We start from the raw sequence: 16,096 nt of genomic DNA on the forward strand, positions 1-16,096 counted from the left end.
GCCATATGTGGGTAATACACGATCCAGGCCTAAAATCCAAGCACCGCAACGGATTACACGCCGGACGAGCACCTAGCCGCGAAACTCCCGCTAGGGCAGGGTTCAGACTCGTCGGCATGAGCTTGCGGGACGCATCTTCACGAGGAACCGGCACGGTTCGAGAAACCAACTACCCGGCACAGCCAGGCGGTCCGAAGGCCAGACCGCCGTGATGCGGCAGGGGGCCATTTCGGCCCATTGAGGTGTACGGGTGTCAGAGCGTCTCCGCCAACTCGGCCAGCTTGGTCAGCGTGGCCCAGTTGCGTTCCGTGCCGTGCAGGGCGAGCCGGCGGGAGATCATGGCGGCGTTCAGCGGGTTGCCGTGCACCCCGGTGCGGTAATCGATGTAGACCTCCCGGTCCCGCACCCGGATGTCGTCGTGCTCCTCGAGCCGCTTGACCCGGTCGGGCGACGGGTGCTCGGCGAGGAAGACGACGCGCATCAGGACGGGACGCTCCGCGGCGGCCTCGGGGAACGGGTTGGCGGCGAGGATCTCGCGGAGGCGATCCCGGCTGCGGACCATGACGGGCTCGTCGAGTCCGAAGCCGGCGCGCAGCACGTCGCGTATGACCGGCCCGATCTCATCATCAGAGCGGAGGACGACGTTGCCGCTCTGCAGAAGGGTGCGGGCGCCGGGGAGGCCGGCCTCGGCCAGCCGTTCACGCAGCGCGGCCATCGGGACCTTGTTGCGGGCGCCGAGATTGACCGCCCGCAGCAGCGCGATCCACACCGTCATCGACCGTCGTTCCCTTCCCGAGATGCCTTAGAGGAGGTGCCATAGATCAACTCCATCATCTCGGAGAGCCGCACACCGTGTGCGATTTTCATGTTCGAAGAGGCAGGCTGGCACCAAATCAACCCATCGATGCCGTTGCGGGACACCTGGGTGGTTTCTAGGCTCGGCGTGACCGCGATCACGTGAGGGGCTTATGCCATGACCAACAGCAATCCGGTGTCGTCGAACGCGTACGAGTACTTGGACAACGTCGGTCCCGAGGAACAGGCGCGACTCGAGGCGGTCCGCCGCTACCGGATGGTCGATCAGCCGGTGGAGGACGCGTATGAGCGGATCGCGTTCGTCGCGGCGACCATCTTCGACACTCCGATCGCGACGGTGTCGCTGGTCGAGCAGGACCGGGTGTGGCTGGCCGCCTGCGAGGGCCTCGGCGGGGTGCGCGAGGTGGGCAAGGAGCCTGGCCTGTGCGCGTCGGTGATCGCCCAGGACGACATCTATGTGATCAACAACGCGGCGGTCGACCCGCGCACGCTGGAGCACCCGCTGGTCCGGGGCGAGCTGGGCCTGCGTTTCTACGCCGCCGCACCGATCCGCACCCACGACGGGTACCGCCTCGGCACCGTCAACGTCATCGACAACCGGCCGCGAGAGGCCTCCACGCGTCAGCTGCGCGCGCTCCAGCACCTGGCCTCGGTGGTCGCCGACGAACTGGAACTGCGGCTCATGGTGATTCGCAGCGCCGCCGCCGAGCAGCGCATGCGCGAGACCGTGAGCTGATCACCAGCCCGAGGGGCCAGATCGAGGGAGCTGATTATCGGTTGGGGAAATCGGGTAGTGCGCGACCATGCGCACCCCCCGAACCATCGCCGTCGTCGCCCATCAGCGTAAGAAACTCGATGGTGGGTTGGATGAGCTGCGGCGCCGCATCACTGATGGTGGCGTCGACAAGCTGATCTGGGCCGAGGTCCCGAAGAGTCGCAAGGCGCCCAAGCAGGTGCGCAAGGCGCTCGCCGCGGGCGTCGACCTGCTGGTCGTGTGGGGCGGCGACGGCATCGTGCAGCGGTCGCTCGACGTGCTGGCACGGGAGAAGGGCGGGTCGAAGGTTCCGCTGGCGATCATTCCGGCCGGCACCGGTAACCTGCTCGCCACCAACCTGGGCATTCCGCACGACCTGGAGAAGGCCGTCGACATTGCCCTGCACGGCCGGCGGCATCGCATCGACCTGGGCAAGCTCGGCGGCGAGCACTTCGGCGTGATGGCCGGCGTGGGGTTCGACGGCGCGATGATCCAGGATGCGGACCGGAAGATGAAGGACCGGCTGGGCAAGCTCGCCTACGTGTGGACCGGTCTTCGCCACGTCAACGGCGAGCCGACCACCGCCCGCATCCTGATCGACGGGGTGAAGTGGTTCGACGACGAGGCCAGCTGCGTGCTGATCGGCAACGTCGGCACGATCACCGGCGGCATCAACGCCTTCGACGACGCGAAGCCGGACGACGGCTGGCTTGACGTCGGCGTCGCCACCGCGCACGGGGCAATCGAGTGGGCGCGCGCACTCGGCACGATGGCGGTGGGCCGCTCCGACCGGTCGCCGTTCGTCCGCACCACCCGCGCCCGCCGGATCGACGTCAAGCTCAAGTCGAAGATGGAGTACGAGCTCGACGGCGGCGCCCGCACCAAGACCAAGAGCTTCTCCGCCTCGGTCTCCCCGGGCGCGGTGAAGGTCTGCGTGCCCCGTACCTCCCCCGAGGCCGAAGCCGCGTAGGCGGCACCAAGCCGTCAGAGCTCAACGGCCGGGGCTCGCTTGGCGAGGTAGCTGGTAACGGGTGAGTCGGTGTCAGGGCCCGCTTGGCGAGGTAGCCGGCAGTGGGTGAGTCGGTGTCAGGCCGGCCAGGGCCATGGCGTGGGCGCGGCCCGGGCACCGTCGAGGGCCGGCGCCAAACGCCAGCTCACCGTTGAGCGCGACCGCCACCTCCTCGCCGGCCCCGACGACGGCGCCACCGGCGAATGTGGTTGCGACCGTGGCCTGGCGTTTGGTGAACGGCACCGGCGGGTCGTCGCGTAGGACCTCGGCCAGCGGGCGGTCCCGCAGGCGGTCGATCAGAGCGGCGGTGGCATCGCAGGCCTGGACCAGGACGCCGATCCGGGCCGCGGTCTCCTCGTCGTGGCCGCCGGACAGGGCCACGATCAGGCTCTCGACCGCCGCGTCAGCACGCGGCTCGTCGCCGGTCCCGGGACGATAGGCCTGAGCGATCTCACGCACCAGGTCCACCACCGCTCCGATCCCCATGGCGCGAGCCAGCGCCGCCACCGGATGTTCGTCGTTGGAACGGCGCAACTCGGCCGGCGGGACCCGGTCAATGATCTTCACCGCGAGAGCTCGGCGGCGTTCATGGTCGGGGCCGGTGCTGAAGCGGCCGACCGAGGCCCGCAGCCAGGCGATGCCACGCGCGCCGGCCGGAAGCGGTGGGAGCGATGGGACCGGTGGGACTACGAACGTGGGGTCGGTCAGAACGGTCAGGGCGGCCTCGCCTCGGAGCTCCTGCATTCCCGGACGCTAACGGCGGGAACCTTCGGTCTCGGCCGAACTGACCTCGCGGCCCGAAGATCCTCGCGACAAATGACAAATTTGCGACAAAACCTTCGTACACACCTGGGGTTTTTATGGGTTTATTTGCCTATCAATCCCCTGGATCGAGTGGCCGGAGAGACCGCAGACTGGCCTTCAATCCGGCACCACTACGCATCTTCAGGGGGTTCGGCATGACGTACCACCCGAGTTCCGCAGTGAGCGTCGCCGCAGTGCTGACCGCGGCCACCGTCATCGTCGTCGGTTACCGGCTCGGTCGCACGCACTCCGCCTGGCGGGACGTGCACAACGCCCGCCGCGCACTCCGCAGCACCCGTCGAGACGCGCTGGCCCAGACGGTCCAGTTCATCAGCGCCTCGGTGATCATCCTGGCCACGCTCTTCGCGGCCGCTTTCAACGCAGCCCGCTGACCAGGAAGGCGCCCGGGAATCAACGGGGATTCCCGGGCCACCCCAGGTCAGGCGATCTGCTGCCACCAGCCGTCGACCGCGGGCGGGTTGTCGACGTCGACCCGCTCGCCCGGCCGCGGGATCGCCAGCCGGACGTCGCGCGCCTTCGCCTCGCGCCAGGCGCGGTCGGCCGGCTCCGGCCAGTCGTGCAGGGCCAGGTTGAACGTCGCCCAGTGCACCGGGATCATCAGGCCGCCGCGGACGTCGACATGGGTGGCCACGCCGTCCTCGGGGATCATGTGGATGTCCGGCCACTGATCGCCGTACGCCCCGATCTGCACCAGCGTGACGTCGAACGGGCCGTGCTCCGCGCCGATCTCGGCGAAGCCGGGGAAATAGCCGGTGTCGCCGGAGTAGAAGACCTTGCGGGTCGGGCCGTTGATCACCCAGCTGGTCCAGAGGGTCTCGTCACGGCTGAAGCCCCGGCCGGAGAAGTGCCGGGCCGCGGTCGCGACGAACTCGAGGCCGGCGACCTTGGCCCGGTCGTTCCAGTCCAGCTCGATGATGCGGGTGGCGGGCACGCCCCAGCGCTCGAGGTGGGCGCCCACGCCGAGCGGCACCAGGAACGGCGCAGCCTGCAGGTCGACCAGATTTTGGATGGTGTCCATGTCGAGGTGGTCGTAGTGATCGTGGGAGATCAGCACGGCGTCGAGCGGCGGCAGGTCGCGCAGCGCCACCGGCGGCTCGTGCAGGCGCTTCGGCCCGGAGAGCTGGGACGGCGAGCAGCGCTCACTCCAGACCGGGTCGAGCAGCACCCGGCGGCCCTCGATCTCGACCAGTGCCGAGGAGTGGCCGTACCACGTGACGTGCAGGCCCTCGGCGTCGAGGCCGGGGACCGGAGGCACGATCGGGATCGGCTGGTGCGGCCGACGGACCTCGCGGTCGCGCAGCACAGCGGCGAGCATCCGGGGCATGTCGGCGGCGGTGAACTGGCTGGCCGGCACCGAGTTGCGGAACTTGCCGTCGGCGAACTGCGGGGAAGCCTGGACGCGGGCCAACCGGTCACCCTTGGCCTTGGCGCCCATTTGACGCGGAATGTCCTTCGCTACCCACACGGCCGCGGCACCCAGTGCCAGAGCGATCAATGATCCGGTACGTCCCCGCTTGGTCATCCTCCCAGTCTGACGGGCTGGAAGGCGTCCCCGCCACCACAGCGCAAAGGTTCTAGACTGCGCGGCCGTGACTGTTGACACCCTTCAGGTCCAGCAACAACTGATCGTCCGGCAGCGCATTCGCCTGATGGTCAACCAATATGAGATCCACGCCGTCTCTCCGGACGGCAAGGAGGCGGGCATTCTCGCCTTCGCCCAGCAGAAGCGGATGGCCTTCAAAGAGCAGGTCACCCTCTATACCGACGACACCAAGACGACCCCGGTGCTGGGCTTCAAGGCCCGCCAGGTGATCGACCTGGGCGCCACCTATGACGTCACCGACGCGAACGGCGCGCCCATCGGCCTGTTCCGGAAGAACTTCAAGGAGTCGCTGCTGCGCTCCACCTGGCACCTGGAGCAGCCCGGCCACGGCGAGATGATCGGCCGGGAGAGCAACCTGACTGTTGCGATCCTGCGTCGCTTCGTCGACTCGCTGTCCTGGCTGCCGTACCACTTCGAGTTCCTGATCGGCGACCGGCCGGCGTTCTCGGTAATCAAGAAGTGGGGCCTGCGCGACCGCTACGTGGTGACGATCCACGACCCGCAGCTGGACCGCCGTCTCGTGTCGGCAATGGCGGTTGCGCTGGACGCTCTGCAGTCCCGCTAGGCAGTTCGGAAAAACAGTCCCGGTAGCGTTGCGGGGTATGGACGATCCACGTAGCCAGCGGTTATTCGGAGACAGCCTGGTCGCACCGGGTGATCTCGCGGCCAGCCCGTTCCGGGTCGACCGGGACCGGATCGTCAGTTCCCCCTTCTTCGCGAGGCTGGCCGGCGTCACCCAGGTGATCAGCCCGGGTGGGGCCGGCCTGCTCGTGCACAACCGGATGACGCACAGCCTGAAGGTCGCCCAGGTGGCACGGGCCATCGCCGAACGGGTGGTTTCGAGCGACAAGTCCGATCTGTGCGAGAAGCTGGGCGGCTGCGACCCGGATGTCGTGGAGGCCGCCGCGCTCGCCCACGATCTCGGCCACCCACCCTTCGGTCACCTCGGCGAGCGGGTGCTCGACCAGGTCGCCCGCCAGCGGCTGCGCATCCCGGACGGTTTCGAGGGCAACGCCCAGTCCTACCGGATCGTCACCAGCACCGAGATTCGCGGCCAGGCCACGATCGGCCTCAACCTGACGAACGCCGTCCGCGCCGCCATCCTCAAATACCCGTGGACCCGGCACGGCACCGCCCGTTACATGGATCCCGCGCCGCGCGGCGCGGCCCCGCTGCCCGACGACCCGGACGGCGGCTCGCTCAAGTTCGGCGCCTACGGCACCGAGGTCGACGACATGATCGCCGCCCGGGCCCCGTTCGCCGGCCGGGTCGCCGACTGGCAGCAAACGATCGAGGCCTCGGTCATGGACACCGCCGACGACATCGCCTACGCCATCCACGACCTGGAGGATGTCTACCGGGTCGGCGTGCTCCAGCAGGGCGCGGTCGCCGCCGAGCTGATGGCCTGGCAGCGCTGGGGCCCGGACTCGGATCCGACCCGCGCGGGCGGCGCGATCGAGTCGCTGCGCCGCCAACTGCACCGCAAGGACGGCTGGATGGCCAACGACGACGCCTTCGCCGCGGCGGTCGAGCTGGTGCGCGCCGAACTGGTGGACGGCCTGCTGGCCCGCCCGTTCGACGGCTCCCTCGAGACGGAGGCCCAGGTGGCGGCGTTCTCCGCGACCTGGACGCGACGGCTGGTCGAGTCGATCGAGCTGACCGGTCAGCCCGCCGTCCGCTCCGGGCATGTCCAGCTCGCCACCGCCCAGTGGCACGAGGTCCAGATCCTGAAGTTCGTCCAGAACCGGTTCGTGCTGGCCCGCCCCGACCTGGCCCTGCATCAGCGCGGCCAGGGGCGCCTGCTCGCGTCGCTGGTGGAGGCCCTGCTGGCCTGGATCACCGACCCCGACGAGGAGCAGCGCATCCCCAGCCGCCTGCGCGACCTGGTCGAGCTGGCCGAGACGGAACTCCCCGCCGGCACCACCGACCGGGTGGCCCTGGCCCGCGGCCGCGGCGTGATCGATTTCGTAGCCGGCCTGACCGACAACCAGGCGGTAGGCCTGATGGACGCGCTCTCCGGCCGCTCCCGCCAACTCTGGACGGACGCGTTCGTTCTCTAGGGTCTTGTGGAGTTGGTCGCGCCGGGGCTGCGGAAATTGACGGCGTCAAGTTCGTCGTGCCAACTTGATCAAATGAAGAGCTTCGCCGAAGCGACCGCGGTGAGCGGCGCAAACGGCACCTACGAGGCCGAGCTCGACCCGCAGTGGGCGGTCGGCGACAAGATGCACGGCGGTTACCTGATGGCGGTTCTGTGCCGGGCCGTCGGCGCCGCCGCCGAGCACCCGCACCTCGTCGCGGTCACCACCTCGTTCCTGCGGCCGCCGGTCGCGGGGCGGGCCACGGTCGTCGTCGAGCTGCTGCGCGCCGGCCGCGGCTCGGCGCAGTACCGCGCGCGGCTCGAGCAGGACGGCACGCCCTGCGCCGAGGCCCTCGTCACGCAGGGCACGTTGGACGAGTCGGACGCCTGGTGGAGCGGCGTCACCCCGCCCGAGCTGCCGGCCGAGGACGACTGCGTGCTGCTGCCGTCGAACCCGCCGGGCGCGCAGTTCCCGGTGCACCTGCTGGACGTGGTCGAGCACCGGCTCAGCCCGGCCGACCTGGGCTTCGCGATCGGGCAGCCGTCCACCACCGGGCGCACCGCCTCGTGGCTGCGCCTGGCCGGCGGCGCGGACTGGGACCCGCTGAGCCTGCTGATCGCCCTGGACCCGGTGCCGCCCATCTCGCTGACCATGGGCGTGACCGGGTGGGCGCCGACGATCACCCTCACCGCTTACCTCCGGCGGCTGCCGGCGCCCGGGCCGGTGCGGGTGGCCATGCACGCCAACGAGATCACCGCGGGCCGGATGGACGAGATCGCGTTCGTCTGGGACGCGAAGGACAACCTCGTGGCCCAGGCAACCCAGTTGGCGGCCATCCGGCATTGAAATAAGCCCCTGGCGAACGTGATGGCAGCAAGCGCTGTAACGGTGTAATCCTGTAATCACGTTCGTTAGGGGAGGTTGGATATGCGTTACCGTCCCGCTCCGCCGGGGGCCCGCACCGAGCCCCCGGCCGCCGACGATGCGGCCGCCTGGGTCACCGGGGCAATCCCGGACGGGTGGTTCACCGAACGACCCGAGATCGTGGTCGACCGTGACGAGATCATCATTTGGGGCCGGGTGGCCGAGCCCGACCTCGGCACCGACGCCACCGACGCCGACCGGGCAGCCGCCCAGGCCGGCCGGATCAACCAGTTCCGGGAGGACACCCGGGAGGACCGGATCCGGGTCGCCCGCCAGGTCGAGCACCGTTACCAGCGCAAGGTCGCCTGGGGCATCCGCTCCGGCGACACCGATGAACTGTTCACCCATCTGGCCGCTCCGGTGATGACCCGGCTGCGCCAGCCCGAGCGGCAGATCCTGGACACGCTGGTCGACGCCGGCGTGGCGCGCTCCCGGTCGGAGGCGCTCGCCTGGTGCGTGAAGCTGGTCGGGCAGCACACCGAGGATTGGCTGGCCGACCTGCGTGAAGCCATGACGAAGGTCGACGAGTTGCGTCGTCAGGGTCCCGCTACGACCTGAAAGACGGCAGTTAGGGTGGGCGGCGTGCTGCGTCAAGTCACCGCCCTCCGATATGTCACTCCCTTACGTGAGGGTGGTTCGCTGCCCGGCGTCGTCGAGGCCGACGACCTGGGGACGTACGTGGTGAAGTTTCGCGGCGCCGGGCAGGGACCGAAAGCGCTGGTCGCCGAGGTGATCTCGGGCGAACTGGCCCGCCGGCTCGGCCTGCCCGTGCCTGACCTGGCCGTGGTGCACCTCGATCCGATCGTGGCGCGGGCCGAGCCGGACGAAGAGGTCCAGGAACTGATCAAGGCGAGCGCCGGGGCCAACCTCGGGATGGACTTCCTGCCGGGCTCGCTCGGGTACGACCCCGTCGTGCACCCGGTCGACCCGGCGCTGGCGTCGCAGGTGATCGCCTTCGACGCCTTCGTGGAGAACGTGGACCGCAGCTGGCGCAACCCGAACCTCCTGATGTGGCACAACGCGCTGTGGCTGATCGACCACGGCGCCACTCTCTATTTCCACCACAACTGGCCCCGGGCCGAGGCCGTGGTGCATCGTGCGTACAAGTGGGACGACCACGTGCTCACGCCCTACGCCACCGCGCTGGCCACCGAAGGGCCGGCCCTGGCTGCCCGGCTGACCCCGGAGCTGATCACCGAGGCGCTGACCCTGGTGCCGGACGAGTGGCTGGACGACGTGGACCGCGACGCCTACCTCAACCACCTCGCCGCACGCGCCGAGCAGCCGGAGGCGTGGCTGCCGTGAGACTCCCCTACGAGTACGCCATCATCCAGGCCGTCCCCCGCATCGAGCGCGGCGAGCTGATCAACGTGGGCGTCCTGCTCTACAGCCAACGGCTCGACTTCCTGGCCGCCCGCACCCACCTGCACGAGGAGCGCCTGCGCTGCCTCGACCCGCAGGCCGACGTGCCGGCCGTGGCCGCCGCCCTGGCCTCGTGGGAGGTCACCTGCACCGGCGCGGGCGCCGCCGCCGCGATGAAGCAGGGCGAGCGTTTCCGCTGGCTGGCGGCCCCGCGCAGCACCATCCTGCGGGCCGGGCCGGTGCACATGGGCCTGGCCGTCGACCCCGAGGCCGAACTGGACCGCCTGCTCGACCTGCTCGTCAGGTAGACCGGAGCAGGCTGACCGGGAACGGCTCGCCCGTGCGCGGGCTCGCACACAGGATCTCGCCGCCCGGCTGCAGCCGCGGGTCGCCCGCATAACGCTCGGCCAGCTTGCGCTCGGCGCTGCGGTCGCCGGCATCGGCGGACTGCAGCAGGTCGGCCACCTCGTCGATCAGAGCGAGATCGTCACCCAGGCCGAGGCTCACGTCGCCCCAGACGTCCCAGAGCAACAGCTCGTCGCCGAGGCGGTGCGCCACCTCGTAGATCACGTAGTTGCGGACGAACCAGTTGCCGCGGAACGGCAGATCACCACCGACACCGAACGTCTCCACGTCGATCTCGCCCCGCCGATATGCCGACCAGACCTGCGCCGCCGTGCGCAGCCCGCCCGTCGTCAGCCGCACGTCGGGCATGTCGAACTGGGAGTCGGTGGCGATCCAGCGAGCGCCGTCCCAATACTCGGCGATCACGTGGTCGTGGTGGAACGACGGGTCGAGGTAGTCGGCGAAGCCGATCCGGCTGCGCGCGGGCACGCCCTTGTGCCGCAGGGCGGCCACCGTCAGCAGCGTGAAGTCGCGGCAGCAACCCACCACGCGCTCCTCGGGCGGGCGCGGCTCGGCGAGCGGTGTCGCATGTCGCCGCTGATCGACGTCGAGCATGCGGTCGACCCAGCGGCTGTCGATCTCGGCGAGACGGTCGGGCGGGAACTCGATGCCGGACGCGCGGTAGTGCACCGCGAGATTGCGCACCACCTCGCCGATGCCCGCGGGGTCGGCGGGCAGCGGATCGAACAGCGCCGCGTGCTGGCGGGGGTCGGAGAACCTGGTCTGTCGCGTGTAATCCATGACGCTTACTCCTTGATGGGTTGAGCGACGTGCACGAACGGGTCGGTGGCGGCGAGCCGGTGCCACTCGCCCAGATAGATCTCACGCTCGGGACCGCCGCGGGTCAGGCCGTGCGCGTCGGTGTAGCCGTCGACTGCTTCGTAGGCCCGCATGATGCGCGGATAGAAGCAGTCGTCGCGGGCCACGGTCGTGAACACCTCTCGATGGGCCGGCTCGATCCGGATGGCGATCTCGTCGAACGGCTCGACCGTGCCGGTGAACGGGACGCAGACCTCGATGGTCGCCTCGCTGTCGGGCGTGACCGGGCCGTGGAAGATCACCCAGTGCTCGACGCCCTCGGCCTCACCCAAATGGGAGCGGATCGCCCACTCGCAGCCGCCGATGACCTCGACCAGACCGTTCTGGTCGACTTCGGTGCGGATCGAGGCGATCTTGGTCGCCGGGACGTCACGAATGCTCACCTGGTAGTTGGCCTCGATCGAGCTCACCCCGTTGGCCAACTGACCGCGCAGCCAGCCGAAGCTGCCCCGCCGGGCCTGCACGGCCGCTTCCTCGGCGGCCCACCAGCGGTCGAGGCGGATCAGTGCATCCTCGTCGGGGGCGCCGACGATCTCGGCGATGACCGCCGACGGCATCCGCAGCCGGCGGAGCACGCTGATGCGGCGAGCCCGCTCCACCTGGTCGAGCCGGTAATACCGATAACCGGTCAGCGGGTCGACCGAGTCGGGCGGCAACAGGCCCGAGTCACCCCAGGCACGAAGGATCTTCGTCGAGAGCCCGGCCCGCCGAGCGAACTCCCCGATCGAGAGAATCGAGCCGGTCGAGCCGGTCGCGGTGTTCATGCCAACGAGTCTGGAGTCTCCCCATGGGGGAAGGTAAAGGCCAAAAAACCGAGGGGCTTCCGGATGACGCCGGAAGCGGCAGACTGGGTGCCATGCAGCTGCCGATCAATCCGCCGGTCAAGCCGATGCTCGCCAAGCCGGTCGCGGAGATCCCCCCGGGCCAGGTCTACGAGCCGAAGTGGGACGGCTTCCGCTCGATCATCTTCCGCGACGGCGACGAGGTCGAGATCGGCAGCCGCAACGAGAAGCCGATGACCAGATATTTCCCCGAGGTCGTCGCGGCGGTGCTGGCCAACTTCCCGGAGCGGGCGGTGATCGACGGCGAGGTGATCGTGGCCGACACCGCGCGCAACACCCTCGACTTCGAGGCGCTCCAGCAGCGCATCCATCCGGCCGCCAGCCGGGTCAAGCTGCTGAGCGAGCAGACCCCGGCCAGCTTCGTGGCGTTCGATCTGCTGGCGATCGGCGACGAGGACCTCACCGAAAGGCCCTTCGCGGAACGCCGGGCGCGCCTGAAAGACGTACTCAAGGATGCGCAGCCGCCGGTGCACATCACCCCGGCCACCGACGATCTTCCCACCGCGCAGCGGTGGTTCGCGGAGTTCGAGGGCGCCGGGCTGGACGGGTTGATCGCCAAGGCGCACGACCTGACCTACCAGCCCGACAAGCGGGTGATGACCAAGATCAAGCACAAGCGGACGGCCGATTGCGTGGTGGCCGGTTACCGGGTGCACAAGTCCGCCGAGGACCGGGTCGGGTCGCTGCTGCTCGGCCTCTACGACGAGCGCGGCGTGCTGGCCTCGGTCGGGGTGATCGGCGCGTTCCCGATGGCCGTCCGCGAGGAGCTGTTCCGCGAGATGCAGCCGCTGGTCACGACGTTCGAGGGCCATCCGTGGGATTGGGCCGCGCAGGAGCAGGGCGAGCGGACCCCGCGGAAAAACGAGGGCAGCCGGTGGAACAACGGCAAGGATCTCTCGTTCACGCCGTTGCGGCCGGAGCGGGTGGTCGAGGTGCGCTACGACTACATGGAGGGGGTCCGATTCCGGCACACCGCCCAGTTCGAGCGGTGGCGACCCGATCGCGAGCCGCGGAGCTGCACATATGAGCAGTTGGAGCGTCCGGTCCACTTCAACCTGGCTGAGGTCTTGACCAGCCGTTGAGCTAGCCTCGTGCGAAAGCCACACGAAAGGGCAAACAGTGCCGCGTCGCTCCCGTCTGGTCGTCGGACTCCTCGCCGCGATGGTGATCGCCACCGCCGGATGCACCCTGCCCACGTTCGCTCCGGACGGCTCGGGCGAGGACAGTCCGGTCGCCGGCAGCACGACGTCGGCCGCGATCCCGGGCACCACGCCCGACTGGCGCAACTGCGACGACGTGCCGAAAGAGCTGGTCGGCCGGGGCGCGACCGGGATGACGTACGACTGCGCCGAGATCGCCGTCCCGCGCAACTGGAGCGACCCGAAGAGCGGCGAGACCTATGCCGTCTCGGTCATCCGCATCCGCTCCGAGGCGCAGAAAAATCGCATCGGCTCGCTGCTGATCAACCCGGGTGGCCCGGGTGGCTCCGGTGTCGACACCGCGGTCTACCTGTCCTACGGCGAGGCGCTCGGCGGCCTGCCCACCGAGATCACCAACCAGTTCGACATCATCGGCTTCGACCCCCGGGGGGTCGGCCGCTCCGACCCGATCAAGTGCATCAGCAACACCGACCAGGACGCGAGCTTCGCCGCGCCGCCCGACCCGTCCAGCCAGGCCGATTTCGACAGCCTGGTGGCGCTGAACAAGAAGATCGCCCAGAGCTGCGGCGACAAGTACGGCGATCAGCTGGTCAACTTCTCCACCGAGCAGGCCGCCAAGGACATGGACGCGATCCGCGAGGCGGTCGGCGACCCGAAGATGTCCTACCTGGGCTGGTCCTACGGCACGCTGCTCGGCGCCACCTACGCCCAGCAGTTCCCGCAGAACGTGCGGGCGCTGGTGCTCGACGGCGCGATCGACCCGAAGCAGACCTATGTGCAGGGGTCGGAGTCGCAGGCCAAGGGCTTCGAGCGGGCGTTCACCAACTTCAGTGCCTGGTGCAAGGCGACGCCGGCCAAGTGCCCGATCGCGCCGGACGCACGCAAGGCGGTGACCAGCGCGCTGGCGGCGGCCGCGAAGAATCCGGTGGCTTACACCGACGGCCGCAAGGCGACCTCCGGCTGGATCTTCGTCGCGGTGATCTCGTCGCTCTACTCGGAGTCGGGCTGGACCACCCTCGCCCAGGCCGTGGCCAACCTCCAGCAGGGCAACGCCAAGGGCATATTCACCCTGGCCGATCAATATGCGGAGCGGAAGGCCGACGGCAGCTACAGCAACCTGTTCGACGCGAACCTCGCGGTCAACTGCGCCGACACCAAGGATGCGCCGAGCGTCGACGAGATCCGCAAGCTGCAGGGCGAGTGGCGAGCGAAATATCCGCTGTTCGGAGCGGCGCTCGCGGTCGGCATGCTGCCCTGCACGTTCTGGCCGGGCGCCCGCGACCCCTACCCGGCCGGCGCGGCCACCGGCGCCCCGCCGATCGTGGTGGTCGGCACCACCGGCGACCCGGCGACTCCTTATGAGAACACCGCCGACCTGGCCAGCATGCTCGGTGTCGGGCACGTGCTGACCTGGGAGGGCGAGGGCCACACCGCCTACCCGAGCACGACCTGCATCGTGAAGGCGGTCGACAACTATCTGATCAGTCTCCAGGTGCCGCAGGAGGGCCTGCGCTGTCCGGCAAAGTGACGCCCTCCCGCTCGGCCAGGGCTTCGAGGAGCACCTTCACGCGGCGCAGGTTGTGCTTGAGCTCCTCCTGCTCCTCGTGCCGGAAGGCGTCGTGGTCGACGATCAGCTTGCTGGCGAAGTGCGCGGTGATCAGCGGGATCACCAGCAGCACCATGACCGAGATGAGAACCCCGGCGATCACCCGGCCCTCCCAGCTCGTCGGGGAGATGTCGCCGTAACCGACGGTGGAGGCGGTCACGATCGCCCACCACAGCGAGTCACCGAAGGACGCGCTGCCTTCGAAGGCGTGGTAGAGCAGGCTGCAGACGATGATCAGCAGCGCGTAGGAGAGGATCAGGGTGCGCGGCGAGTTCGCCAGCCAGACGATCGCACGATAGACCCGCCGGAAGGGCGTGAGCAGCACATGCATGGCGACCATCGTGCACCGGCGAAGCTCGAGTTTCGGCTGGCCGAACGGGCAGACGTGCCCACAATTCTGGAACTGCTGGCCGATGACGAGATCAGCCGGCAGCGCGGCCACGGCACGGTGCCGGAGCAGGTTGACGCGGCGACCTGGGCGGCGTTCGAGGCGATCGCCGACGACCCGGGCAACGAGCTGATCGTCGGAGTGGACGGCGCCGAGGTGGTCGCGACCTGCCAGCTCACCTTCACCCCCGGCCTGAGCCGCGGCGGCGCCTGGCGAATGACGATCGAGGCGGTGCGGGTCCGGGCCGACCGGCGCGGCGGCGGCTTCGGCCGCCAATTGATGGCGTACGCCGTGGAGCGCGCCCGCGACCGCAACTGCCGGATCGTCCAGCTGACCACCGACAAGCGCCGCACCGAGGCCCGCCGCTTCTACGAGTCCCTGGGCTTCACCGCCTCGCACGAGGGCATGAAGCTGCCCCTCTAGGACCAGTTCGCCTTGTTGATCTTGCTCGGCTGCACCCGGGGCGGCTCGCCCGGCATCTTCGGGTGGTCCGGTGGGTAAGGCATGTCGCCCTGGCCGGCCTTCTCGTCGCGTGCCGACCACTCCAGCAGCGGCGTGATGTCGTGCAGCACGTCGTCGATCCCGGCGTGCGGGTCGCCGATCTTGGCGAAGCGGGCCGGCACCGTGCGCAGGTCGAAGTCGTCCGGCTCCACCTCGGTCAGCTCGTCCCAGGTCACCGGCGTGGACACGGTGGCACGGGCGTTGGCGCGCAGTGAATAGGCGCAGGCGATGGTGCGGTCCCGGGCCATCTGGTTGAAGTCGAGGAAGACCTTCTCGCCGCGCTCCTCCTTCCACCAGGAGGTGGTGATCCGGTCGGGACTGCGCCGCTCGACCTCCCGGGCCAGCGCGATCACCGCCCGCCGCACCTCCACGAACGACCATCGCGGCGCGATCCGCACGTAGACGTGCACGCCGCGGCCGCCGGAGGTCTTCGGGTAGCCGGTGAAGCCCAGGTCGGCGAGCACCTCGCGGATCACGCCGGCGGCCGCGACCACGTCGCCGAAGTTGGTGCCGTCGTGCGGGTCGATGTCGATGCGCAGCTCGTCGGGGTTGTCCGCGGCGGCCGACCGCACCGGCCACGGGTGGAACACGACCGTGCCCATCTGCGCGGCCCAGAGCACGTGGGCGAGGTCGGCCGGGCAGAGCTCGTCGGCGGTGCGGCCGCTCGGGAAGCTGATCTTCGCGGTCTGCACCCAGGGCGGCACGCCGCGGGTCGGGATGCGCTTCTGGAAGAACATCTCGCCCTCGATGCCGTCCGGGAAGCGTTGCAGCGTCGTGGGCCGGTCACGCAGCGCGCGCAGGATGCCGTCACCCACAGCGAGGTAATACTCAAAGACGTCACGCTTGGTGTAGCCCGGGCGCGGGAAGCAGATCTTGTCAGGACTGCTCAGCCGGACGATGTGGCCGGCGATCTCGTGCTCTTCCGCTGCGGCTTTCGGCATGCCACCGACCCTATGCCGCCGCGGCCCCGCAGGTCCGCCCGGCGGGGCGATCAAATGCCCGGC

19 protein-coding genes are annotated in these 16,096 nt (G+C 69.5%); 12 read left to right on the forward strand and 7 right to left on the reverse strand.

The window, feature by feature from the left end:
• Positions 1–253: 253 nt before the first annotated feature.
• Positions 254–775 (reverse strand): DUF1697 domain-containing protein, encoded by a 522-nt coding sequence (locus tag AB0E90_RS29125; RefSeq protein WP_360412580.1) that lies wholly within the window; start codon positions 773–775, stop codon positions 254–256.
• A 198-nt stretch (positions 776–973) separates the two neighbouring features.
• On the opposite strand from AB0E90_RS29125, the gene AB0E90_RS29130 reads away from it, so the two are divergent.
• The gene (locus AB0E90_RS29130; protein ID WP_360412583.1) at positions 974–1,552 is read left to right on the forward strand and encodes a GAF domain-containing protein; all 579 of its coding nucleotides are present in this window, start codon (positions 974–976) and stop codon (positions 1,550–1,552) included.
• A gap of 67 nt (positions 1,553–1,619) precedes the next feature.
• Positions 1,620–2,540, forward strand: a complete 921-nt coding sequence (locus AB0E90_RS29135) for a YegS/Rv2252/BmrU family lipid kinase (protein WP_360412586.1) — start codon at positions 1,620–1,622, stop codon at positions 2,538–2,540.
• 72 nt (positions 2,541–2,612) lie between these two features.
• On the opposite strand, the gene AB0E90_RS29140 is transcribed toward AB0E90_RS29135, so the two are convergent.
• The gene (locus AB0E90_RS29140; protein ID WP_360412589.1) at positions 2,613–3,323 is read right to left on the reverse strand and encodes a hypothetical protein; all 711 of its coding nucleotides are present in this window, start codon (positions 3,321–3,323) and stop codon (positions 2,613–2,615) included.
• Between the two features lie 215 nt (positions 3,324–3,538).
• On the opposite strand from AB0E90_RS29140, the gene AB0E90_RS29145 reads away from it, so the two are divergent.
• Positions 3,539–3,775, forward strand: coding sequence for a hypothetical protein (locus AB0E90_RS29145; RefSeq protein WP_360412592.1), 237 nt, complete (start codon positions 3,539–3,541; stop codon positions 3,773–3,775).
• A 47-nt stretch (positions 3,776–3,822) separates the two neighbouring features.
• Here AB0E90_RS29145 and AB0E90_RS29150 read toward each other — a convergent pair whose 3' ends face one another.
• Positions 3,823–4,926: an MBL fold metallo-hydrolase gene (locus AB0E90_RS29150; protein ID WP_360412595.1), complete on the reverse strand. Its 1,104-nt coding sequence runs from the start codon at positions 4,924–4,926 to the stop codon at positions 3,823–3,825.
• Positions 4,927–4,993: 67 nt separating this feature from the next.
• On the opposite strand from AB0E90_RS29150, the gene AB0E90_RS29155 reads away from it, so the two are divergent.
• The 6 genes from AB0E90_RS29155 (at position 4,994) to AB0E90_RS29180 (ending at position 9,679) form a co-directional block, all read left to right on the forward strand.
• A complete protein-coding gene (locus AB0E90_RS29155) occupies positions 4,994–5,572 on the forward strand; it encodes a hypothetical protein (protein WP_360412598.1) in 579 nt (192 codons plus the stop codon).
• A gap of 37 nt (positions 5,573–5,609) precedes the next feature.
• Positions 5,610–7,067 (forward strand): dGTP triphosphohydrolase, encoded by a 1,458-nt coding sequence (gene dgt / locus AB0E90_RS29160; RefSeq protein WP_360412601.1) that lies wholly within the window; start codon positions 5,610–5,612, stop codon positions 7,065–7,067.
• 72 nt (positions 7,068–7,139) lie between these two features.
• Positions 7,140–7,931 (forward strand): thioesterase family protein, encoded by a 792-nt coding sequence (locus AB0E90_RS29165; protein ID WP_360412604.1) that lies wholly within the window; start codon positions 7,140–7,142, stop codon positions 7,929–7,931.
• An 81-nt stretch (positions 7,932–8,012) separates the two neighbouring features.
• Positions 8,013–8,567, forward strand: a complete 555-nt coding sequence (locus AB0E90_RS29170; RefSeq protein WP_360412607.1) for a hypothetical protein — start codon at positions 8,013–8,015, stop codon at positions 8,565–8,567.
• A 24-nt stretch (positions 8,568–8,591) separates the two neighbouring features.
• Positions 8,592–9,314: a HipA family kinase gene (locus tag AB0E90_RS29175; protein ID WP_360412609.1), complete on the forward strand. Its 723-nt coding sequence runs from the start codon at positions 8,592–8,594 to the stop codon at positions 9,312–9,314.
• Complete coding sequence (locus AB0E90_RS29180) at positions 9,311–9,679, forward strand: DUF3037 domain-containing protein (protein ID WP_360412612.1); 369 nt, start codon at positions 9,311–9,313, stop codon at positions 9,677–9,679. The genes AB0E90_RS29175 and AB0E90_RS29180 overlap by 4 nt, the downstream gene beginning before the upstream one ends.
• Here AB0E90_RS29180 and AB0E90_RS29185 read toward each other — a convergent pair.
• Positions 9,672–10,517 (reverse strand): transglutaminase domain-containing protein, encoded by an 846-nt coding sequence (locus AB0E90_RS29185; protein ID WP_360412615.1) that lies wholly within the window; start codon positions 10,515–10,517, stop codon positions 9,672–9,674. The two genes, AB0E90_RS29180 and AB0E90_RS29185, sit on opposite strands and share 8 nt — an antisense overlap.
• Before the next feature lie 5 nt (positions 10,518–10,522).
• Positions 10,523–11,359: a MerR family transcriptional regulator gene (locus AB0E90_RS29190; RefSeq protein WP_360412618.1), complete on the reverse strand. Its 837-nt coding sequence runs from the start codon at positions 11,357–11,359 to the stop codon at positions 10,523–10,525.
• Between the two features lie 92 nt (positions 11,360–11,451).
• Here AB0E90_RS29190 and AB0E90_RS29195 point away from each other — a divergent pair, with 92 nt between their 5' ends.
• Both AB0E90_RS29195 and AB0E90_RS29200 read left to right on the forward strand, forming a co-directional pair.
• Positions 11,452–12,519, forward strand: a complete 1,068-nt coding sequence (locus AB0E90_RS29195; RefSeq protein ID WP_360412621.1) for an ATP-dependent DNA ligase — start codon at positions 11,452–11,454, stop codon at positions 12,517–12,519.
• A 79-nt stretch (positions 12,520–12,598) separates the two neighbouring features.
• Positions 12,599–14,125: an alpha/beta hydrolase gene (locus tag AB0E90_RS29200; protein WP_360413351.1), complete on the forward strand. Its 1,527-nt coding sequence runs from the start codon at positions 12,599–12,601 to the stop codon at positions 14,123–14,125.
• Here the strand turns inward: AB0E90_RS29200 and AB0E90_RS29205 are convergent.
• Positions 14,079–14,534, reverse strand: a complete 456-nt coding sequence (locus tag AB0E90_RS29205) for a potassium channel family protein (RefSeq protein WP_360412624.1) — start codon at positions 14,532–14,534, stop codon at positions 14,079–14,081. The genes AB0E90_RS29200 and AB0E90_RS29205 overlap by 47 nt on opposite strands.
• On the opposite strand from AB0E90_RS29205, the gene AB0E90_RS29210 reads away from it, so the two are divergent.
• A complete protein-coding gene (locus tag AB0E90_RS29210; RefSeq protein ID WP_360412627.1) occupies positions 14,529–15,014 on the forward strand; it encodes a GNAT family N-acetyltransferase in 486 nt (161 codons plus the stop codon). The two genes, AB0E90_RS29205 and AB0E90_RS29210, sit on opposite strands and share 6 nt — an antisense overlap.
• Here the strand turns inward: AB0E90_RS29210 and ligD are convergent.
• Positions 15,011–16,033, reverse strand: coding sequence for a non-homologous end-joining DNA ligase (ligD, locus tag AB0E90_RS29215; RefSeq protein WP_360412630.1), 1,023 nt, complete (start codon positions 16,031–16,033; stop codon positions 15,011–15,013). The two genes, AB0E90_RS29210 and ligD, sit on opposite strands and share 4 nt — an antisense overlap.
• Between the last annotated feature and the right edge of the window lie 63 nt (positions 16,034–16,096).

The sequence above is a fragment of the Actinoplanes sp. NPDC026619 genome (assembly GCF_040638295.1).
GTDB lineage: Bacteria > Actinomycetota > Actinomycetes > Mycobacteriales > Micromonosporaceae > Actinoplanes.